Genomic DNA, 23437 nt, shown 5'->3' with positions numbered 1-23437 from the left:
AAAATTGTTGCGCATTATAGCTAATCTTATGCAGTTGTCATAAAGTTGCTACGCACAATTATAAGGATTAAAAAATGATAACGCTTTCGCGCCTTTATACACACCCAGTTAAATCTATGCGAGGAGTTCGTTTATCCCACGCCTTCGCTGATATTAGCGGTTTGACTTTTGATCGTAATTTTATGGTAACCACGCTGGAAGGTAAATTTATTACGGCGAGAAAATATCCACAAATGTTACTTTTTACACCGGTAATGCTCAATAATGGTCTTCACTTGCGAGCACCAAATGGCGAAAGTGCAACAGTATTGTATCAGGACTTTGATGAGAAACAGAGCCCTACTGAAGTTTGGGGCAATCATTTTCACGCACTTATTGCCCCTGAAGCGATAAATAGTTGGTTAACTAGCTTTTTTGACGAACCTGTACAACTACGCTGGCTTAGTCCTCAGCTTTCTCGCCGCGTCAAAGAATACCAAGATGTACCGATGTCTTTTGCTGACGGCTATCCCTTTTTACTGATCAACGAAGCTTCTGTCCAAGAACTGCAACGTCGCTGCCCTGCCAGTATTAAATTAGAACAGTTTCGTGGCAACTTAATTATTACTGGCGCCAAGCCGTTTGAAGAAGATACATGGAAAACTATTCAAATTGGTGATGTCGTCTTTACATTAGATAGGCCATGTAGCCGATGCATTTTAACGACTGTTAGCCCAGAAAAAGGGATTAAACATCCCCACAGTGAACCACTTGCAACACTACAAACCTTCCGTTCAGATGAAACCGGCGATGTCGATTTTGGCCAAAATGTGATTATCAAAAATACAGGTGTTATTCGTGTTGGTGATACCCTGACGGTATTAGAAACTAAACCTGCAAAACAATATTTAGTTCAAGAGCGGGAAAATGACCTAGCAGCTAATAAATTAAATACTCAAGCCAATAATGTCAGTTTAGTTTTTGAAGAAACAGAATATACAGGTGATAACCAAAATGTGATCCTTGAACAATTAGAATCCCATGGTTTAACTATCCCTTATTCGTGTCGAGCAGGTATTTGTGGTCGCTGTAAAATTAAGCTTATTTCTGGGGAAGTCACTCCATTAAAACAAAGTGCCATCAAAGAAAACGGTTACATACTCGCCTGCAGCTGTATCCCAAAAACAGCGGTTAAATTAGCGTTTAACTAAGTGTTGGTTTTGCTTTTTAACACCATCAGGGGAGTAATTCTCAGATGGTGTTAAACACTCATAACTAGATTAATTAAATTAGCAAAGAAATCCATTTATTTAACTATTTTCACTAGATCTTTGCCGATCATTTAAATAGCATTACCATATAATTGACGTTTAACTTTAGATGAATATTCAAGCATGCGATCGTTCATGATCTTAATTGGATCACAAAACCGTAAAGTTCGATCGGGTAATTCTAAGATTGGTTCTGCTAATAAACATAAACTCGCAGATGGGCCAGCTTCAGCAATAATAAATGTGAAGTACTGGTTTGTATTTTCTAAACACACTTGAATTATTTGCCCCTGCTTAGGTTCATTAATATAGTGAAATGAAGAAAAATACCAACTCTTTGGCATCTGTGGTTTTAAAAAACGAAAAGCAACTAAGCTATTTAAGACTAATTCAGCTCTTTCTTCTTGAGTAATATTTAATCTTTTAGCCTGCTCATCGAATAAATAATATTCACCTGCATCTTCGATACTAAATGGCATCTCATTACGAGCAAAGACCGTTAGCATCTTAGCAGGAAAACATGAACGAAATATCATGCCGTTGGCGAGATCTAACATCACCCTATTATGGTCATGATCAAAATACCAACGCCAATGATCATCAGGTTTAATATTCATAAACGACCCTTTAGCGATTTACCGGTAAATATAGCAGAAATGATCTCTATAATGATCCTTTCTAAATTTACTCTAGAGCTTATTTTTATATGCTAAAAATTGGATCTACTAAATAAGATACGTTAGAAATATCCGGATAATATTGTTATCTAAATAGCAAATCTACTGAAAATTGAGTTCAATTTGATACAAAAATAGCCACTATTAGCAATATAGTTTAAAAGGGGGAATAAATAAACCCCCTTGACAGGTAAATTTACAATTTATTACTAGATATGATTAACAATATCTTTAATTAATTTTGGCCCATGGTAAATAAAACCAGAATAAATTTGAATTAAAGAGGCACCCGCTTCCATTTTTTCACGTGCTGCGGTAAGGGAATCAATTCCACCCACTCCAATTATTGGCAGTTTTCCATTTAATTCACGCGAAATAAGCTTAATAACTTGTGTGCTTTTTAATTGTACAGGACGACCACTTAATCCACCCGCTTCATTGCAATGATTTATCCCTTGAACCAAAGAACGATCTAACGTGGTATTCGTTGCAATAACACCATCGATATTATGTCTAACTAGGCTATCTGAAACTTGGATAATTTCCTCTTCAGATAAATCAGGCGCAACCTTTACAGCAACAGGCACATATTTTTGGTGCTGTAATTGTAATTCCAGTTGTTTTGCTTTTATGCTACTTAATAAATCATCCAGTGCTTCGCCATATTGTAATGTACGTAACCCTGGCGTATTTGGTGAGGAGATATTAATAGCAATATAACCTGCATGAGCATAGACCTTATCCATGCAAATTAAATAATCATCTTTACCTTGTTCAACAGGCGTATCTTTATTTTTACCTATATTGATTCCAATGACCCCACCGTAATTCGATTTCTTGACGTTCTCGACAAGGTTATCGACACCTTTATTATTAAAGCCCATCCGGTTAATTAAACCTTCAGCTTCTACAAGTCGAAATAACCGCGGTTTGTCATTACCAGATTGGGGACGAGGAGTTACTGTACCAATTTCTATAAACCCAAAACCCATTGCGCCAAATGCATCAATACATTCACCATCTTTATCTAAACCCGCAGCAAGCCCTAGTGGGTTTTTGAAGGAAAGCCCCATACATTGAACGGGCTTAGTGGCAACTGATTGGCGAATAAGACATTGGAAAGGGGAATGATTCAAACGTTGAAGCTGGCGAAAAGTCAATTCATGCGCTTTTTCGGGGTCGAACTGGAATAGTGCCTTGCGGGCAAGGTGATATAGCATATCCAATAACCTATTTTTACTAGTACGTTTCAATAGAGTAGACATCATGTCGCACGCTAAAACCCCGCCAAATACAATTTGCCGAGCTTTCATTCATACATGCGATTTTTTCGTCGGATAAAACGCGCTACAGATTACCCTATCTTATTGCCCTTTTACCACGAAAAAATCAATAAAAATGCATTTGTCTGGGTTTTCGAGGGAAAAACAACCATTTTATGAGAGTTATCTCTCATTTAATATTCCACTTTTGTCATAAACAATAATAAGCCGCTAAATTAAATTTTAGCGGCTTATTAAAACCAATAATTGGCTAGCTATATATAAACTAGCTTTCTAACGCTTTGGTTATTTTTTCAAATAGATCACCAGAAAGGTTATCAAGCGCTTTTAACTGCTCAAGCACTTTGCGCATCTGTGCTTGGCGCTTTGCATCATAACGTTTTAAACGGATCAACGGCTCAATCAGCCTTGATGCTACCTGTGGATTACGCGTATTCAGATCGACTAAAATTTCATACAAGAATTGGTAACCACTGCTATCTTCTGCATGGAAATTAACTGGATTCCCTGCAGTGAAGGCACCAACAAGTGAGCGAACACGGTTAGGATTGCTCATACTAAATGAACGGTGATTCAATAATTCACGTACATTGGTAAGGGCTTCTTTCGCTGGATTTGCGCCTTGTAATGTAAACCACTTATCCATAACTAACCCGTCATGGTGCCAACGCTCATCAAAGTCTGCCATTAACTGCTCTTTACAAGCTAACTGTGATTCATTTGCTGCGGTCAATGCAGCCAGCGAATCCGTCATGTTATCGGCAGATTGGTATTGTTCCAGCACTAATTTGTTCGCCAGCTCGCTATCGTCACCCGCGGCTAAGTATTGCAGGCAAATGTTACGCAATGAGCGTTTAGCAATATCTTGGTGATCAACACGATAGCCATCAATATTAATGGAACGATAAACAGAGAGAAGTTCATCATGCATTTCTACCGCTAATTGATGATGGATAAAGTTCACCACTTCATGGATTGCGACAGGGTCGATAACCGTAAATAATTCGGCAAGCTCATTTTCGGAAGGTAATGTTAATATCAATGCGACTAACGCAGGATCAATCGAATCACTTAATAATACCCCACGGAAAGCATCAACCACCGACTCAGGCAAAACTAATGCCTCTCCGTTTTGATAATGAGCCACGTTAATTTTTACATAATTATTAATTAGTTGCTGCGCGGCATCCCAACGAGCAAATTCATTGCTTGCATGCTGCATCAAGAAAGCTAATTGCTCATCCGTGTAGTTGTAATCTAATTTTACAGGGGCTGAAAACTCACGTAATAAGGATGGAACTGGACGACTTGTCACCTCATCAAATACAAACGTTTGAGTTTCTTGCGTAATGTTTAGCACTGAATTTACAACACTACCATCACGTTTTAGCGTAATAATTCCACCTTGCTCATCATAGAGCTCAATATCCAATGGGATATGCAATGGTTTCTTTTCAGCTTGATCTGCTGTAGGTGGCGTCATTTGGCTAACATGTAGGGTATATTGCTGTTTTTCTGGTGAATATTCATCACGTACAGTTAAAACTGGTGTCCCTGATTGGCTATACCAACGACGAAATAGTGATAAATCAACATTTGATGCATCTTCCATCGCCTGCACAAAATCGTCACAGGTTGCCGCACTGCCATCATGGCGATGAACATAAAGTTGTATTCCCGCTTGGAACATTTCCTCACCGAGCAGTGTATGGATCATGCGAATAACTTCAGAACCTTTTTCATACACCGTTAAGGTATAGAAATTGTTCATTTCAATGACTTTGTCAGGACGGATCGGGTGCGCCATTGGGCTTGCATCCTCAGCAAACTGGGCTGAACGCATCACTTTGACATTGTTAATACGGTTAACTGAGCGGGAGCCTAAATCAGAGCTAAATTCTTGATCGCGAAAAACGGTTAACCCTTCTTTTAGGCTTAATTGAAACCAGTCACGACAAGTAATGCGGTTTCCTGTCCAATTATGGAAATATTCATGGCCAATCACAGATTCGATATTCAGATAATCTTTATCCGTCGCGGTTTCGCTTTTAGCTAAAACATATTTAGAGTTAAAGACATTCAGCCCTTTATTTTCCATTGCTCCCATGTTGAAGAAATCAACGGCAACAATCATATAGATATCAAGGTCATACTCTAAACCAAAGCGTTCTTCATCCCATTTCATTGCATTTTTAAGAGACTGCATTGCCCAAGGAGCACGGTCTAAATTACCTTTATCAACAAAAAGTTCTAACGCAACTTCACGGCCACTACGAGTCACAAAGGTGTCTTTTAAAACGTCAAAATCGCCTGCTACTAAGGCAAATAAATAACTTGGTTTTGGGAATGGGTCTTCCCACTTAACCCAATGGCGACCGTCTTCTAACTCACCTTCTGCGATACGGTTACCATTTGACAGTAAATAAGGATAACGTGATTTATCTGCTGTAATTGTAGTGGTATAGCGAGCCAGCACATCTGGTCGGTCTTGGTAATAGGTAATATGGCGAAAACCTTCCGCTTCACATTGTGTGCATAGCGCCTCACCTGAAACATATAGCCCTTCTAGCGCTGTATTTTTTTCAGGACTAATTTCATTCACAATCCGCAGTGTGAATGATTCAGGTAATGACTCAATAATCAATTTACCTTCAGATTCTTTATAGTTTTGCCACGCTTTGCCATCGACTTCGAGGCTGACTAACGATAAATCTTCGCCATTGAGTTCAAGCGTTGAAGATTGCGGATTAAGGCGTTTTACCTTGCTTACTGCGGTAACCACTGTCTTCACTGGGTCAAGATTAAAATCGAGGTCAATTTCTGTAATTGTGTAATCAGGTGCTTGATAATCCTGACGATATTTCGCTTGTCTTAACTGGGTCATAAGTAACCTTTTAATTCGTTATATTCAATATCGTACTTCTTTAATACTTATACAATACTATAAGCCACAATAATGTGAATGGATTTGAGAAACATTTTCATCAAAAAATGTTATCTATTTTTATGGCTATGTTAGCTTTGTATGTCTCACCCTACTTAACTTTGTTAAAAATTCGTTTGTTTGTTGGTGCTATAGCACTATTAAATATTTTATGGCGTGTTAGTATCTTTTCGTGATTAATGCTTTTGTCTGTTTCTATGGGCAGAATATACATAAAACGTATTTATTTGATTTCATAGTAATACAGAAAGGCAATACGCGAATTTAGGTTGCCGTGCTCCTTGAAAACAAGAGATAGAATAACACTTCTATCTTTTGCTAAAGTGGGTATACTTTTGCAACTTTAACGATTTAGCTAACGACTATTGCTGCTTTTATCTCATTGTGACTTTTTGGAAAACAAGAGTAAAAATGAATAGCATTAGTGGTAAAGATAAGCTCCGCGAGGATGTCTGCGTGCCATGAATTTAGACGCTACACCAATTATTACATCACTGCTTGATACCGATGCTTACAAGCTTCATATGCAGCAGGCCGTTTTCCACCGTTACCACCAGGTACCGGTTGTCGCTGAGTTCCGCTGTCGTAGCAGTGAGATCTTAGGTGCTTACGCCGATGAAATTAGGCAACAAATTCAGTTAATGGCTAAATTGTCACTTTCTGATGATGAGCTGAATTTTCTCCGCCGCTTACCTTTCTTCCAAGAAGACTATCTTATGTGGTTAAAGTCATTCCGCTTTAACCCAGAACAAGTCGTTGTCAGCACCACAAATGAAGGTCAGTTAGCGATCCGCATCAGTGGGCCTTGGCGTGAAGTGATTATGTGGGAGGTACCGCTCCTTGCATTGGTCAGTGAAATCATCCAAAAAGATAGGCACCCAAACATTCATCCTGATGATGCTGTTCAGCAACTCAAAAAGCTGCTAAATGTTTTCTATCAGCAAGCCGATGAACACCAACTTGATTTGTCTAACTTTAAGCTCATGGACTTTGGCACGCGCCGCCGTTTCTCCTACGACGTACAATCCGCCATTGTTTCAATGCTTAAACAAGAGTTTCCTTATCTTGTTGGGACGAGCAATTACAAACTTGCACACGAATTAGATTTATCCCCTGTTGGCACACAAGCCCATGAGTGGTTCCAAGCCCATCAACAAATCAGCCCTGAGTTAGCAAATAGCCAACGTGAGGCATTGCAGAGCTGGCTTGATGAATACCCTAATCACCTAGGTGTGGCATTAACTGACTGTATCACCATGGATGCCTTTTTGCGTGATTTTGATGCTAACTTTGCGAACCGCTACCAAGGGTTGCGTCATGACTCAGGGGACCCGATCGAATGGGGTGAAAAAGCCATCGCTCATTACCAAAAATTGGGTATTGACCCGATGAGCAAAACGTTAGTGTTCTCTGACAGCTTAGACTTACAAAAAGCACTTGAGTTATATCGTTATTTTCATCAGCGGATTAACCTTGTTTTTGGTATCGGTACTCGTCTAACCTGCAATATTCCACATGTAACCCCGTTGAATATTGTGATTAAGCTCGTCGAGTGCAATGGTAAGCCTGTCGCTAAGCTCTCAGATAGCCCAGGCAAAACCATTTGTGAAGATGATGAGTTCGTCAACCAACTCAGAAAAGCGTTTGACCTACCTAAAATGGAAAAAGCCAGCTAATTAAGTCGCTTTTCCCTAGCTCTGAGTAAGAATTTGCACTTTTCTTGCCCAGAGCTTCAAAACCCCCTTTTTCTTTTATTCACTTACTATTACTATAGCTTTTAAGCTCAATAACCATGCTTCGCTTCAACAGAAATGTTTTATCGCGATTTTTTACTTGTTTCCTAACAAATGGCAAGTAACATAGAGCTTTGGCCCCTGAAAAATGGGTTTAACATTGAAGAAGCCTTATTAATCTGCTTCATCCGCCATTCGCATAATAACAATGTTGTTGTGCCTTTGAACTCGGTGTTGAATATTCCTATTACGAAAGTTGGAATACACCCTAAATAATTCGAGTTGTAGGAAGGCGGCTAGCAAATTGAGCCCTAGGAGCATACATAAGTATGTGACTAGGGTCAGTTTGTGAAGCCAACACACCTACAGCTCGAAGTATGACGGGTTGCAGATGCATAAGATTAACCATTATATAGAAGAGAGTGAATTATATGATAGTAGCGCCTGTAGTCGACGTACTGCAAGGCCGAGTGGCGGTAGGCACAGAAGTCACCGTTCAAGGCTGGGTACGTACAAGGAGAGATTCAAATGCTGGTTTTTCTTTCCTCGCCGTTTATGACGGTTCTTGCTTTAATCCGTTACAGGCTATCATTAATAATAATTTACCTAATTATAATGACGAAGTCCTGCATCTCACAACGGGTTGTTCGGTTGAAGTTACGGGTACCGTAAAAGAATCCCCAGGCCAAGGTCAATCATTTGAACTTGAAGCCACAAACGTTAAAGTGGTTGGTTGGGTTGAAGACCCTGACACCTACCCAATGGCAGCAAAACGCCACAGCGTTGAGTTCTTACGTGAAGCAGCCCACTTGCGCCCGCGCACTAACTTAATTGGTGCCGTTGCGCGTGTGCGCCACACTTTAGCGCAAGCTATCCACCGTTTCTTTGATGAACAAGGCTACTTCTGGGTTTCAACTCCAGTGATCACTGCGTCAGACACCGAAGGCGCGGGTGAAATGTTCCGTGTTTCCACGTTGGATTACAACAACCTGCCACGTAATGACAAAGGTGAAGTTGACTTTAGCGAAGATTTCTTTGGCCGCGAAGCTTTCTTGACTGTTTCAGGCCAACTGAACGGTGAAGCCTACGCAACCGCAATTAGCAAAGTCTACACTTTCGGCCCAACCTTCCGTGCTGAAAACTCAAATACTAGCCGTCACTTAGCTGAATTCTGGATGGTCGAACCTGAAGTGGCTTTTGCTTCTTTAGATGATGTCGCAGGCCTTGCAGAAAAAATGCTGAAATTCGCCTTCAAAGCTGCCCTTGAAGAACGCCGTGATGACTTAGAATTCTTTGCACAACGTGTTGATAAAGACGTTATCAACCGCTTAGAAAGCTTTGTTAACTCAGACTTTGCACAAGTTGATTACACGGATGCCATTAAAATCCTAGAAACTTGTGGTCAAAAATTCGAAAACCCAGTTTATTGGGGCGTCGATATGTCGTCTGAGCATGAGCGTTACCTTGCTGAGCAACACTTTAAAGCCCCTGTGGTTGTGAAAAACTACCCGAAAGACATCAAAGCGTTCTATATGCGCCTTAATGAAGATGGCAAAACCGTTGCTGCGATGGACGTATTAGCACCGGGTATTGGCGAAATCATCGGTGGATCACAGCGTGAAGAACGTCTTGATATGCTCGATGCCCGCCTTGAAGAAATGGGCATGAATAAAGAAGATTACTGGTGGTACCGTGATCTGCGCCGTTATGGCACCGTTCCTCACTCAGGTTTCGGCCTTGGTTTTGAGCGTTTAGTGGCTTATGTCACTGGTGTGGGTAACGTACGTGAAGTGATTCCATTCCCACGTACCCCAAGAAATGCAGCGTTCTAATAACGGCTTTTCTGTATTAACACCCTAATTTACGGGCCAGCTGATGTTGGCCCGTTACTTTTCAGCCCTAATATACTTTCGCTGTACAACTATCTCATCTTGTTACATCGAATTGCAGCTACATGATAACCAGATCACAATTTTTACGTTATCACCTTATTATTCTCCGTAAACAGCCAGCAATCTGCTGGTGCTAAGAATAATCTGCTTTTTAATCTCGCTATTCTCTTTTTACTAGTGATAAATAACCGCTTTACACTCGCTAAACTGCTCAAAAAAAACTCAATTCGTCTTTTGAAAAAGTTCCCTAATTTTTGTAATATTTTTTAAACTGGTAAGATGAGTGGTTATTTATTGTTCTATTTTTTACATTTTGAAACATCTAGTTACCATTTGTTTCAGAATCTTTGATTTTGTAGCACTTTGAGGGTAGATAATTTTATTTAGCAATGGAACACTGGTCGCCGACATAGACGACACTAATCTCTCACAAATAGTTCCAATTATTTTTTGCGAATTATTTTTGGCAGTGGCAGGTGTCCGAATAACACCAATGAGGGTAATAATAATGATGAAACGCAATATTCTTGCAATGGTTATCCCAGCTCTGTTAGCTGCTGGTGCAGCAAACGCAGCTGAAGTATACAACAAAGACGGCAACAAATTAGACGTTTATGGTAAAGTTGACGTTCGTCACTACCTCGCTGACGGTAGCAGCAAAGATGCTCCAAGCCAAGACGGTGATGATTCACGCGTTCGTTTAGGTGTTAAAGGTGATACTCAAATCACTGACCAACTGACTGGTTTTGGTCGTTTCGAGTGGGAAACTAAAACTAACAAAGCTGAAAACGAAGGCGAAAACAAAAACCGTTTAGCATATGCTGGTTTACGTTTTGCTGATTTCGGTTCAATCGACTACGGCCGTAACTACGGTGTGGTTTATGACACGAACGCATGGACCGACGTATTCCCATTATGGGGTGCGGACACTATGGCTCAAGCAGACAACTTCATGACTAGCCGTAACCGTAACCTGTTAACTTACCGTAACAACAACGCGTTCGGTTATGTTGATGGCCTGAGCTTTGCTCTGCAATATCAAGGTAAAAACGGCGACAGCAACCTGTCTTCTGCTGGTATTAAGAAAGACAACGGTGACGGTTTCGGTTTCTCAACTGCTTATGACTTAGGTTGGGGCGTAACTCTGGGTGGTGGTTACTCTAACTCTTCCCGTACTCCAGAACAGCAAAAAATGGCTGACACTGGTGGTAAAAAAGCTGAAGCTTGGAACGTGGGTGGTAAATTCGACGCTAACAATGTTTACTTAGCGGCTATGTACGGTCAAACTAAAAACATGACTCGTTACGGTGCAGGCGGTGACTTTGAGTCAGGTGTTGCTAACAAAACTGAAAACGTAGAGTTAGTTGCACAGTACCTGTTCGATTTCGGTCTGAAACCATCTTTAGGTTATAACCAATCTAAAGGTAAAGACTTAGGCGCATACGGTAACAAAGATTTAGTTAAATATATCTCTGTAGGTTCTTACTACTACTTCAACAAAAACATGTCTGCAGTTGTTGATTATAAAATCAACCTGTTAGATAAAAATGAATTCACCAAAGCGTACGGTATCAGCACTGATAACGTTGTTGGTTTAGGTTTAGTTTACCAATTCTAATTATCAGTTAACTGATAAGTTAGAAAACGGTAACATGTTTTTGTAAGCAGCGCTTCGGCGCTGCTTTTTTATTTCTCTTTTTCATCTCTAGCATAAATTCCTCCTCCACGAAAACACCAGAATTATCAATAAGACAGACTGATTCACCATCTTTATAGATATTTATGGTCAGATTACATGCAATTCCTACCTAGTTCACAAGATCTCGCCAATTTTTGGTAAAACGGTTGGCAAAAAGCCTTTATCACGTTACCCTGAGAACTCGACTCGTTCGACTAAACCCGTTTTCAGCTACACCCGCGAGTTTCGTATGGTCTGGGCAGATTACAAGCAAGGATAGCCAACCGCATTCTCACTTATGCCTTCATACCTTAGGAACTGTGTGGGTACCACTACAGAGCTTTGGAATCGACAACATGTTTGAAAAAATTACTTCTGCCCCTGCTGACCCAATCTTAGGTCTTGCTGATAGTTTCCGTGCTGATCCCCGCGATAATAAAATTAACTTAGGTATTGGCGTCTATAAAGACGAATCAGGGAAAACCCCTGTGCTTGATACCGTTAAAAAAGCAGAAAAATACCTGCTGGATAACGAAAACACCAAAAACTATCTTGCGATTAGCGGAATGCCAGAATTTGGCCGTGTAACACAAGAACTGTTATTCGGTGCACAACATGAAATTGTCACCTCAAAACGTGCACGTACAGCGCAAGCACCTGGCGGTACAGGCGCACTGCGTATCGCCGCTGACTTTATTGCCAAACAAACCAATGCAAAACGTGTTTGGATCAGCAACCCAACTTGGCCTAATCACAAAAACATCTTTGAAGCTGCTGGCTTAGAAGTACTGACTTACAATTACTATGATGCCGCAAAGCATGGTATGGATTTCGATGGCATGCTAAATAGCCTATCATCCGCTGCTGCAGGTGATGTGATTGTACTGCATGGTTGCTGCCATAACCCAACGGGTATTGACCCAACCGCTGAGCAATGGACAAAACTCGCCGCATTATGTGCGGAAAAAGGCTTATTACCTGTTTTTGACTTTGCTTACCAAGGTTTTGCAAAAGGCTTAGATGAAGATGCCGAAGGCCTGCGTATTTTCACCAAAAACAACCCTGAAATGATTGTTGCGAGCTCATTCTCTAAAAACTTCGGTTTATACAATGAGCGTGTCGGCGCTTGTACCATCATTGCTAAAGACAGTGACAACGCAGAGCGCGCATTCAGCCAAGCGAAAGCGGTTATTCGCGCAAACTACTCAAACCCACCAGCACACGGCGCCGCAGTGGTAACAACCATCCTTTCTGATGACGTGTTAAAAGCTGAGTGGATCCAAGAGTTAACCGCAATGCGTGAACGTATTAAACGCATGCGCCAACTGTTAGTGAAAACATTGGAAGAAAAAGGCGCTAAACAAGACTTTAGCTTCATTATCAACCAAAATGGGATGTTCTCCTTCAGTGGCCTAACAAAAGAGCAGGTAGAGCGTCTACGTAGCGAATTTGGTATCTATGCAGTAAGCTCTGGCCGTATTAACGTGGCAGGATTAACACTGGAAAACATGGTTCCATTGTGTGACGCTATCGTGAAAGTGCTGTAATTATTCGGATGCATTAAAAATTAAGCATTGAAAATGTTAAAACAGCGTATTTAATATCATGCCAGTCAGTAACGCTACTGACTGGCATTTTTTATAAAGCAACTATTTAAGATGGCTAAGGAAGCGCTCCGTTATTTGTACCGCTCCCCAATTCTTCTGGTAATTATCATTAGTGATACTAAGGTCGAGATTTCGCTCATAATCAATTCGCTCCTCAACAAGTAGCTGAATCAAACGGTCAACGGTTTTTTCTACATTTTCTTCTGATAATTGCTTGTAACCATTGAAATGACGTACCTGCATGACATTATTCATTGAACCAGTATGGTTGTTATGAGAAAGCGTTACTAGCCTGCCACTTTTGGATCGGTATGTCGTTTCAGCAACCTTTGCTGATAATGGCTTATAGCCCACATCTTCAAGCTCAAAGTCAACTAACACGACTTTATTTTTCCCCTCCAAATCAGTGATCTTCACATCACCTTTACCATGACCGTTGACAATATAGAGGTCATCACCTTGAGTTCCCGCTAATTGGTCTTTTCCATCTAAAGAGATTAGTACATCTTGATGCATCCCTTGTGCCAATAAAATATCATCACCTTGCCCGCCATACAGTACATTTTCACCACCAAGGGTTATCAGCGTATCGTTACCACTATCACCTTTGATAATACGACCATATTGGGTCATATCCATGACGCTATCATTGCCAGCTAAAGTATCAATAAGCCAATTATTTTTAGGGTTATCCTGCTGTAATACAATGCCATCACCTCTCAACGGTAGGTTTAAAGGTCTCAATCTCCCATTGACTAATATACCATTTAATATGTCTGAAAGTTCATAAATAGGTTTCCAAATGGAAAATTCCCCTGATTGTTTGGCTTTATAGAGTTTTTCAGAGAGATAATTAACGAGTAGAGTCATCCCGTCATCCGTGGAGGAGTTAAATCTTTCGTCCAACCGTTTATAGTGGTGAATATTGAAGTTTCCCTTACCATCATCATTAGAAACCTTAATTTGGACAAGCTTGTCAGCTGATGATTTATAAAACTGGTAGTCTGTATTACTCTTTTCAGTTGGCTGATGTTTAAAATTGATTAAATGAATATGGTTATTCCCAATCTGGTCTTTAATATATACCTTACCCGGCTGGTTACCATCGATGATATAGTGGTCATCTCCTTCGCCTCCCATTAGCGTATCGTTTCCCTGACTTGATAGCAGCAAATCATCCCCAGACCCACCACTAATAGAGTTATCTCCCGTACCACCATATAAGAGATTATTTCCACCGATGACTTTAATATTATCATTGCCATCCCCCCCCAGCAGAACATAGCTTTCTGAGCCTTTATTGATAATAGTGTCATCACCACTTTGCCCATGAATGACATGCTTTTCAGATAGATACCCTATCGGCAATATAATTTCATCGTCGCTCGTGCTGCTTTCTTTAACTGGGTTTACTGGTGATAAGCGGTTTGCCTGTAAATTGACTTTAAATAAGTTGCTATGCTTATCTTGGATTAAAACAACATTAGAGATCTTATTACCTACGTTGCTAAATTTAATAGCCAATTTTTTTTGCCCAAATTTATCTACGCTGTATAGCTGCCCATCATCCATATACAGTAAATAACCATTCTCTGTAGGTAACAATAGGCACAGGCTGTCTTTATCTGTAAAACTGTCATTTACTTTAGAGAAATCAAACTCAACCTCACCATACTCCTCTTTGCCTTGCACAATTTGATAGGTATCTATTCCATGGCTAACTTCAATATGGCTACCTGATTTTATCAGGGGTAATACATTATTTTCATTATTTCCACGGTAGGTTAACTGCTCAGCATAGCCTGTTGGAATAAACCGTCCCCATGTAGGCTTTTTATAATCACGAGATTGGTTTATCGTTATGATCCCCGCAGATTCATCTATTTTGACGGATTTTCCGTTTGTAGAGGGGAGTTGATCGCTTTCTTGTACATAAGTTAAGCTGAAATACTGGTTAGGATGTTTTTCATCTATCACTGTTGTCATCACCCAACCATCAAGAGTTTGTAGCTGATATCCATGATGTGGTGCCTTCAAAGCCGCGTCTTGCACATTTTCGAGGACAATGGTGACTTCACTTTCCACATGTTGAAAAAAATGTCCATCTATACTACTTTTTGGCTGTTTGAGTGTTAAAACCAAGTTGTTGCCGTCTATTTGAACATGCTTTATTTCATCTAGAAAATATTCTAAAGTGACTCTGCTTTGTAAATAATTAAATTCTTTAATAACCACCTTTGCCTGAAACTGATGGCTACCTTCTGTATAGCTAGGGTTAAGATACTTTCGCGTTTTAACCGCTTTCTCTTTTCTATCAAAATAATGCTCTGTAAGGTATAAGTCATCAACATGTTCAAGCCACTCATAACGGCGAATATGATAGTTGTCATTTCCATCACCACCAGCTGCAATTCCTTGCGTTAAAATGAGTTTATCATCCCCTCCTTTACCCTCTAAGATATCCTTACCTAGTCCACCATCCAGTATGTTTGCAGTGTCATTCCCCTGTAAATGATCATTGCTATTCCCCCTGACCATCACACTTTCCATATTTTGCAAATGCGCAACGGGAATAAAAGGATGATCCCCTTCTCTTTGGTAATGCAGCCTATTTTCGTTTAAGTCTACAGACACTCGGTAGCCATCGGGTAGGTTATCAATAATGACGATATCCTGCCCTCCTTGGCCGTCAAGGTACTTAGTCGGCTTGTTATCTTCTCGCGATGTTAACGAGGCTAAACAGCTATCTCGGATAAAAAATAGATCGCTCTCATCTCCTCCCGCAAAGTATTTCTCACCTGATAACACCTGAAAGGCATTTTTCTGTGCTTTTTTACCAATGACAACATCATTACCATTCGCTGTATTCCAGCTGGTTCCTTCGCTATTAGTATTTTCAATATATAACGCTGTCCGCTGGCTGTTATTCACTATATGCTCACTAAAAGCACGTTCGTTTTCTCTGAGCATATGTTGCCCTAAGACGCCAAACTCCGTTTTTTTCGAATAAAAACTAATTTGTTCCGGGTTAGAATTTATTAACTGATATTGCAGGGGTAATGATAATTCATTATCTAAAATTTGATGTCGTGCTTTAAATGCCTCAAATAACGGGCTCTTATAAGCAGAATTTAAAGAGTAACGCTCGTGAGTGGCGATACTTCCGGTATTTTTAAGGTCAAATACCGCTTTCTCTTTTGATTGAAGGCGAAAATTATAGCGAATAGACCAGCCCATTTTTTCATATAAAACCTTTAAATTTTTAAACCACGCGGTGGTTCCGACAATTTTATTTTTTAAAATAAAATCAATCTCATCAGCCGTAAATGTGGGAGCCCCTTTACGTACAAACCGCACAGAAGTATCCCCCGCCCCCATATAGAGATTGCCCAGCTTACCGTAGAAATAATTACCATAATTATCAACTAAATAATATTTCGGCTCATTTTCATAAGTCGGCTTTTCAATAATACTGAGGTGATGAGCAAATCCTGCCTGTAGAATATTATTTTCAAATAAAGCTAGATCCATATGCCAATCTTGCTCTTTGAACGCATTAATATAATGCTGTATATTCATCTCTTGCTGGCTACGTAAGGTTGGGTCTAAACCTAAAGCACCGCGGATCCCTTCTTCTAATTCACGATCCCAATCAATATCAATAACTTGTTTGATGTTTTCAACCGCACGAACGCCGCTATAAATCCAGCCTCCTACCAGTAAGATCCCACCAATAACTAGCCCAGCGACTGGAATTGTAGAAGACCCCACTAAGATACCAATAACGGTGACCCCATTGATCACCGCACTCGCAATAGAGAAAGAAGCATTCACAATAAGGTCTTGGCGCTGTTTAGGGTCTGTTACACTGTCCAGTTTAGATAAGCTATCGTAAGCTTGATAGATATCAATTCCCATCCCCACCAAATTGAAAATCACCACCGTCCCCGTGGCGATCCTCGCGCGGACTAACGAAGTCGCACCCTTACCTGATGCGATATTTAATAGCATTGGTTGCACTATCATATCGCCATAATTAAATAGAGCAGACGCAGCAAGTAAATAAAACTGTTTTTCTAGCTCTTTAATTTCTTCGTCACTAAGATCTGGGTTATCTAATTTGTCCAAAATTGCATACGCGCTGATCAGGCTTTGGATAGCACCGGTTGCACCCATTAGTTGACCAGCACGATTTGCTATGCGCTGAAGTTGAGGAAGCTTATGACCTGCTTGACGAACCTTAGCTAAAGTGGAAGGCGCTATAGTCTCCTGTTGAGCATCAACATTATTCGCTAAATATTTAAACTGTCTTTTCAATACCCCCGATTCAGCAAAATTAACTTGGCGCTCGACTAGCTGATGGATATCTGCTGATTTTAATTGCTCATGGAACACTTTAATGAAAGCGAGATCTTCTTTTCCACCTTCCATCAGTGTGAAATACATCGCTAGTTTATCAGGAGAAAAACGGATTTTATTATGTAAATCAATGGATTTTAGGTCGCCTAGAGAAATCGGTTTTCCTTTAATAGTTGCACCTAATTGTTGTAATTTGGCAAAAGCAATTTTTTCACCATTGAGCGTGACCCAGCGGTTTTTTGGTAGTGTAAATTCAGCTTGGTCAATAATTGTTTGTCGTTGGTTACGCATAGAAGACAATACGGTTTTAAAACCTGTCGAATCCAAGTCAATGAACTGGAAGTCTGCTCTAAATTCGCCATCAGAAAGTTGGAGGTTTTCACTAAAATAATGCTTAATTTGCCGTTGGAATTGCTGTTGAGCTTGCTGAGAAGATCTGTTTTTTACACTTAACTGAATCCCTTGAGGATCAAATAAGCTGATTTCATAACCTCCATTACGTTGCACATGAGTGACGGTGTAAGTTACCGATTTCCCCTTTAAGAATATTATTACGTTATTCGTATCTGTAACTGCTGAAAACAGATTTCCTATCGGTTGATCCGCTATTGATATTCCATTTTTGTGAACTTCAATATTAATATATTGGCTATACTGTTCCATCTTTTTCAACAGTGATCTTTCTGCTGATGTCGATGTATTTTTCACTATAGCTTGCTCTATTTGCGATTTACGTTCAATAAAGTCTCGTGCTAAATGACCGTCTGCTAAATAAAATTCAATCGCGTATGTCCCCCCCAACGTTTGATCCATACCTCGGCTTTGAGAGCCAGAACGAATAACCCCATGGTTCAGTAACTCAACCTTATTACCATACATTAATTGTTGGTTAAATTGTGCCAATCGCTGTGCTTGGCTCTGTTCATAAAAATAAAACGCTTCTGTAAAAGAATATTTTTTGAATGGTGCATTTTCCCCAATAAAATTAGCTGAAGATAGTTCACTAAACTCATTTAACCTATTGTTAAATGAAATCAGTTTATGATTATCAGTCACTAACTCTAAAATTTTACCTTTATCTATTCTATCCCCAGCAGGAAATAGTTTCATTAATATATTCTGCGAACGCTCACTTAAGTGATTTAATATTGATAAATCATTTTTTATCGCGATCAATAATGTCTGAATATCACTCGCTTGTTGTTGATAACTACTTGATATTGAGGGTTCTAAGAGCAACTCTAGTGATAATATATTCGTTTCAGCGTTTTGACTTAGATATTCATTTAGTTTTCGGTTAACTAACGGGTCTGATACTGCAATTTTTAATTTTTTAATATCTATATTTCCATTTCCATCTGAAAAATACGTCAATAAATAAGCGTGATCTGTCTTATTGATATCTTGAATAGAAATTTCTTTTAACGATATTTTTTCTAGTAATACAGTTAGCTGGTGGTGTGGCTGCCACTCTAATTTGGCAAACGGTTTACCGAAATTATTTTCAATATTATCAATGTATCCACTTTGAGTTTCTTTACTTTCAATAAAATTTCGCACAGCGATAGGAATACTTTTCTTACGCTGTATCTCTCTACTTGCATTAATATAGCTATCCGATATTTTTCTTTTTGGATTAAAGTATTCAGCATATTCCCCTTCACGCCAGTTAGCATTGAGAGGAGCACGATATCCCTCATTGATTAATAACTGTTGAAAATTTGAAAGGCTTTCAACATCATTAATAATAACCGCACCCGATGAATTCATTTGGAAATATGTATCTATCGACTGACGTGTTCCTGATAATTTATTTTTTCCTTTTAATTTATCCGGTAAGAAAAAAGTAATCGGAAAGTTATCTTTCATCACACTTCCAGGATTGGCATCATCAGCCCCATGATGTACTAACTCTAATCCAATGGGGCGCTCTAATTTTTTATTTAACTCTTGATTAATCTCCTTGATTTTTGCATTCGTAATACCATTATCTTTCCCCTCTCTTTTATTATATTCAGCTTCATTGTGATAAAGCTTTTTCTGTTCATTTGTGAGTTCATCATAGTTAACACTCGCTTTCCACTCTTGCCATGAAGGCATTTCTGACACTTTAACGTAATGCTCTAGCTCAGAAACTGGATAGATAACACTAAAGAGATCATAATCTGCTGTCATAGCTTTCCCCGTTTTAGGGTCACCGACTACCAGGAAAGGAGCTGTTTTATGACCAGACTGATAAAAGACTTGCCATAACTTAGTTTCTCCTCGTGTTATATTATTCAGAATAAAACTATGTGGTACATTATCCACTTTGGCAGTTGTTCTTCTTATATGGTCCCCCCTGCCTATATCCTCCAATGAAGTCACAGCCCCATATTTAAGTAGCTCATTCATACGCTCATGAGTTACTTCAAGTATTACCGGCTTTGCATGCCCTTGCTCAATAGACTGCGTTATATAACCATTATATTTTTCTTGCTCATCCCGGCCTGATTTTTTAGCAAACTGCTGCAAAATAGGAATAAAGCCACTATGAGGCCCCCAATCTGAACTTTTACCTTTAATCGTGAGCCCTTTACTGCCATATAAGCCAGAAGCGATTAAACTTGTCGATTTATAATCAATAGGTCGCATACCTATAATAACATTATAGTCATTAGCAACTTGCGTAATGGCTCGTTGATGATTTTCTGGGATCCCTGTAATAGCCTTAGGTTCATTACTGGATAACGGTTTTAAATGCAAGTTGGTACGAATATAATCCCTTGCAATGTTTTGGTTATTATGGCTTTTATTGATATTTTCAAAGGTCTTGATGTCGAAATTTTTATTTATCGAATATATTTTATATCCATCTTGAGAGATAAAAACATCTTTTTTAATTTTTGCTATAGTTTCAGGATTATTAATTATCCGTGTATAAAGGTCTTGTCCATCTAAAATATCCGTATATGCTATAAACTCTGTGCTCCCTGTGACAACCTTAATTTTTAATAAACAATTTTCCGGATTAAATTCTTTATATATTATTTTACACTTACTCCCCTTCTTCTGATAAGTGATTCCCCTCTCAGCTAAAAGTACATTTTCAGTTATTTTTAAACTGGTATTATTTATTTTTTTAAAATCAATCCCACTATTTCCATTTTTTACAAACTCACTAACAGCTATATTATAATCATTCTCAAAAATAGGTATTTTGCTTTCTTTAGCAATTTTCTTAATATGACTATCTAAATAAGAAAAAAAATCGACCTGTTTGTTAATCATCGCAACACCATAATTAGGGTCAAAGAATTTATATTCCCATGATTTATTTTTATTGTTATACTTTGCGCTAACAACAACTGCGTGGTTACCTAAAATCAATTGATAATAGAGTGGTGTTTTATTTTTAGCTGTATGGCCAATAACGACGTCCTTAAACCTCTTGACTGTCGTTCCCTTTAATGTATTGAATGAATAATTCTGATGTATATTATTTCCTTGAACACCTCGTTTTTTATTTATTAATTCTAACTTTAAATAATTATCTCTATTAACACTTTCAGATATCGAATCAATAAAAAAATTTGCATCAGAGACGGAGTATTTATTTCCTAATACCTCCCCACCCCGAATAAATCTATCTTTTAATTTTAAAAATATAGGGTCAGAACTAATAATCTCTCCTTCCTTTGTATTAAAGAAATCTTCTCCTACATATAGTGCATTGATATATTCTTTAAGTTTTATTTTTTGAGATTCATAAAGATACTGATAATACACTTTATCTTTTTTATTTTCATTTACTGCTTTATTAAAATTTTTATCAATTATATCATTAAGATAATCACGAAAAACTCTATTATTAATTTCATCATAGGCTAGGCTATCAAAATAAGTTTCATTCCTTAATGAGTTATTATGAATTTCCTGAATTTTAATAAAACCATAAATATAGTCATTCAATAAAACTTGGGCGTGCATTTTCAAAGCATCATACTTTACTTTATCTATTGCAGATAAACCCTCGCTATCAAAATTAATAATATCATATAAATAATTCAATTGCTGAATGTAATCAGCACCTTTATTGTTTATTTCATAGATTAAAAACTCATTTGTCAACCCATAACAATAACCTGGTGATTGACTATGATTGATACCATACTCAGTCATCATATTGATAAAAAATGTTTTGTTTTTAGGAGCATTAATATAATTATATAAATTATATTGCATGAAATTAATAGTTTGGTCATTTTCTTTCATCTAGTAATTATCCATAATTATTATTTAAAATAGAAAAATAGCAAAACCAATACTTTCATTCCATAAGTAATATAAAATTAGGAGTAAATTTAACTACACTCATAAAAATAAAAATGCCTCAATAATGAGGCATCAATGGATAATATGAATAGTTTTTAATTACCAAACTGGTTGTTCATCTTGCAAGAAAGGGTTTGTTTTTCGTTCAAAACCGAGATTAGACATCGGCCCGTGACCTGGTATAAATTGAAAATCATCACCAAGAGGTAATACTTTATTTTTAATAGAGGAGATTAAGTCTTGGTAGTTACCGCGAGGAAAATCACTTCGCCCGACTCCCCCTTTAAACAATACATCACCCATTGAAATTAATTTATCAGCATGATTCACAAAAATAATATGGCCAGGTGTATGACCGGGGCAATGCAACACGTCAAATGTGATATTGCCACAAGTTACTTTATCCCCTTCTTCTAACCAGTAATCTGGCGTAAAATCAGGGCATTCGCCAATGTAAAACATCGCATTTTGCTCTGCAAGGTTTTCAATCCAAAAAGCGTCTTCTTTTTGTGGGCCATAAATAGGCACTGAAAAGTGCTTAGAGAGGATAGCTGATGCACCGATATGATCAGAATGGCCATGAGTTAACAGGATTTTAGTTAACTTCAACCCAAGGTTTTCAATAGTAGAAATTAGTTTTTCCGCTTCTCCGCCGGGATCAACAACAACTGCATCTAACGTATTTTCATCCCAAATAACTTGGCAGTTTTGCATAAACGGTGTTACTGGGATAATAGTATATTTCATCGAGCAATTACTCCGTAATCTATGTCACCTATGCACAGATTACCACGTTCTTGCTGGTCCTGTATCGATATGTATAAAATTGCTTCGAGGATAATAACCAACGCCACCCGCTTTCATTTTCAATGCGGCTTTACGGATATTGCTCAACTGTAAACCTTCAATATGGAAATCCATTGCCTGCCCGCGTGTGTGGTAGCTTTTTTTCGCCACACCAGAGCTTTTACTGCGTAATTTATTATTAGTCTCTAGAGAACGATAACCAGAAATAAGCTGCACAGGTTTATTTGTTCCCATCATCATTTGTAATAAATAGATTTGATCAAACAGTTTGGGGTCGATGGTTTTCACTTTGTCACAACGGTAGTCACGGAAAAAATGATTTAAACGTGCTAGTTCAGACTTATTGTAGCGGCGCCCATCAAAAAATTCAGTTTTTAACGATTCGCCTGTATTAATATTTTGAAAACGTAAAATACGTGGTCGAGGGGTCGTCATTGCAGCAAATACATGGCTTGGTAATAAACTAAGGCCAATCGTTGCGGCCCCAATACCTAACCATTTTCTGCGGGATTGATCAATTATATCCATAGGTGATAGCTCAGACTCTAATAAATTCAGTATTAATCGATAAAATTTTGGCAACCTATTGAGTCTAGCAAATCATGCCTAGCTTTAATGTATAATAATGTAAAGATATGCATACTTCACAGAAATTTTATTGCAATTTTCGTCAAAAAGAGAGTTTTGTCACTCAAACCGCTCGAAACATGCAATTTAAAACACAAATTATGCTGCCTTTTTCAAAGGTGAATAAAATGGTAATGGCTGAATAGCCATAAAACAATAGAATAAACAGGATAAAAACGGATTTTAGTGGAATTTTGCTGAATGGAAATGTACAGCAAAGAATATTCAGACAGTTAATTTAAATATCTAAGGGGAGAAAAACCCCC

General features: G+C 38.5%; 11 protein-coding genes. 5 read left to right on the top strand and 6 right to left on the bottom strand.

Features of this window, described 5'->3' with window-relative positions; all coding sequences use genetic code 11:
* Positions 1-74: 74 nt before the first annotated feature.
* A complete protein-coding gene (locus PSE72_RS05720; RefSeq protein ID WP_004909625.1) occupies positions 75-1190 on the top strand; it encodes a YcbX family protein in 1116 nt (371 codons plus the stop codon).
* 131 nt (positions 1191-1321) lie between these two features.
* Here the strand turns inward: PSE72_RS05720 and PSE72_RS05715 are convergent, their stop codons facing one another.
* The 3 genes from PSE72_RS05715 to pepN all read right to left on the bottom strand — a co-directional run bounded on the left by PSE72_RS05715 (position 1322) and on the right by pepN (position 6094).
* On the bottom strand, positions 1322-1867 hold the full coding sequence (locus PSE72_RS05715; protein ID WP_004909622.1) for a cell division protein ZapC: 546 nt from the start codon (positions 1865-1867) through the stop codon (positions 1322-1324).
* 269 nt (positions 1868-2136) lie between these two features.
* Positions 2137-3147 carry a quinone-dependent dihydroorotate dehydrogenase gene (gene pyrD, locus PSE72_RS05710; protein WP_115167628.1) on the bottom strand — a complete coding sequence of 337 codons (1011 nt, stop codon included), beginning with the start codon at positions 3145-3147 and terminating at the stop codon, positions 2137-2139.
* 328 nt (positions 3148-3475) lie between these two features.
* A complete protein-coding gene (pepN, locus tag PSE72_RS05705; protein WP_217007770.1) occupies positions 3476-6094 on the bottom strand; it encodes an aminopeptidase N in 2619 nt (872 codons plus the stop codon).
* 521 nt (positions 6095-6615) lie between these two features.
* Here pepN and pncB point away from each other — a divergent pair.
* The 4 genes from pncB to PSE72_RS05685 all read left to right on the top strand — a co-directional run bounded on the left by pncB (position 6616) and on the right by PSE72_RS05685 (position 13004).
* The gene (gene pncB, locus PSE72_RS05700; protein WP_004909615.1) at positions 6616-7830 is read left to right on the top strand and encodes a nicotinate phosphoribosyltransferase; all 1215 of its coding nucleotides are present in this window, start codon (positions 6616-6618) and stop codon (positions 7828-7830) included.
* Positions 7831-8318: 488 nt separating this feature from the next.
* A complete protein-coding gene (gene asnS, locus PSE72_RS05695; RefSeq protein WP_115167629.1) occupies positions 8319-9719 on the top strand; it encodes an asparagine--tRNA ligase in 1401 nt (466 codons plus the stop codon).
* 571 nt (positions 9720-10290) lie between these two features.
* Positions 10291-11397 (top strand): porin, encoded by a 1107-nt coding sequence (locus PSE72_RS05690; RefSeq protein ID WP_115168311.1) that lies wholly within the window; start codon positions 10291-10293, stop codon positions 11395-11397.
* 416 nt (positions 11398-11813) lie between these two features.
* The gene (locus PSE72_RS05685) at positions 11814-13004 is read left to right on the top strand and encodes an amino acid aminotransferase (RefSeq protein WP_115167630.1); all 1191 of its coding nucleotides are present in this window, start codon (positions 11814-11816) and stop codon (positions 13002-13004) included.
* Between the two features lie 102 nt (positions 13005-13106).
* Here the strand turns inward: PSE72_RS05685 and PSE72_RS05680 are convergent, their stop codons facing one another.
* From PSE72_RS05680 to PSE72_RS05670, 3 genes are all read right to left on the bottom strand, one after another.
* Entirely contained in the window at positions 13107-21677 is an 8571-nt protein-coding gene (locus tag PSE72_RS05680; RefSeq protein ID WP_272690921.1) for an anthrax toxin-like adenylyl cyclase domain-containing protein, read from the bottom strand.
* A gap of 159 nt (positions 21678-21836) precedes the next feature.
* Entirely contained in the window at positions 21837-22484 is a 648-nt protein-coding gene (locus PSE72_RS05675; protein WP_115167635.1) for an MBL fold metallo-hydrolase, read from the bottom strand.
* 39 nt (positions 22485-22523) lie between these two features.
* Positions 22524-23072, bottom strand: a complete 549-nt coding sequence (locus PSE72_RS05670; protein WP_004256173.1) for a YcbK family protein — start codon at positions 23070-23072, stop codon at positions 22524-22526.
* Positions 23073-23437: the final 365 nt, after the last annotated feature.

Source organism: Providencia sp. PROV116, from assembly GCF_028482485.1.
GTDB classification, from domain to species: Bacteria; Pseudomonadota; Gammaproteobacteria; order Enterobacterales; family Enterobacteriaceae; genus Providencia; species Providencia rettgeri.
This window is presented reverse-complemented; position numbering and strand designations above follow the sequence as displayed.

Coding starts and splice junctions, on each gene's coding strand:
- PSE72_RS05720 (WP_004909625.1), top strand. CDS start 75: ATGATAACGCTTTCGCGCCTTTATACACACCCAGTTAAATCTATGCGA.
- PSE72_RS05715 (WP_004909622.1), bottom strand. CDS start 1,867: ATGAATATTAAACCTGATGATCATTGGCGTTGGTATTTTGATCATGAC.
- pyrD (WP_115167628.1), bottom strand. CDS start 3,147: ATGCTATATCACCTTGCCCGCAAGGCACTATTCCAGTTCGACCCCGAA.
- pepN (WP_217007770.1), bottom strand. CDS start 6,094: ATGACCCAGTTAAGACAAGCGAAATATCGTCAGGATTATCAAGCACCT.
- pncB (WP_004909615.1), top strand. CDS start 6,616: ATGAATTTAGACGCTACACCAATTATTACATCACTGCTTGATACCGAT.
- asnS (WP_115167629.1), top strand. CDS start 8,319: ATGATAGTAGCGCCTGTAGTCGACGTACTGCAAGGCCGAGTGGCGGTA.
- PSE72_RS05690 (WP_115168311.1), top strand. CDS start 10,291: ATGAAACGCAATATTCTTGCAATGGTTATCCCAGCTCTGTTAGCTGCT.
- PSE72_RS05685 (WP_115167630.1), top strand. CDS start 11,814: ATGTTTGAAAAAATTACTTCTGCCCCTGCTGACCCAATCTTAGGTCTT.
- PSE72_RS05680 (WP_272690921.1), bottom strand. CDS start 21,677: ATGAAAGAAAATGACCAAACTATTAATTTCATGCAATATAATTTATAT.
- PSE72_RS05675 (WP_115167635.1), bottom strand. CDS start 22,484: ATGAAATATACTATTATCCCAGTAACACCGTTTATGCAAAACTGCCAA.
- PSE72_RS05670 (WP_004256173.1), bottom strand. CDS start 23,072: ATGGATATAATTGATCAATCCCGCAGAAAATGGTTAGGTATTGGGGCC.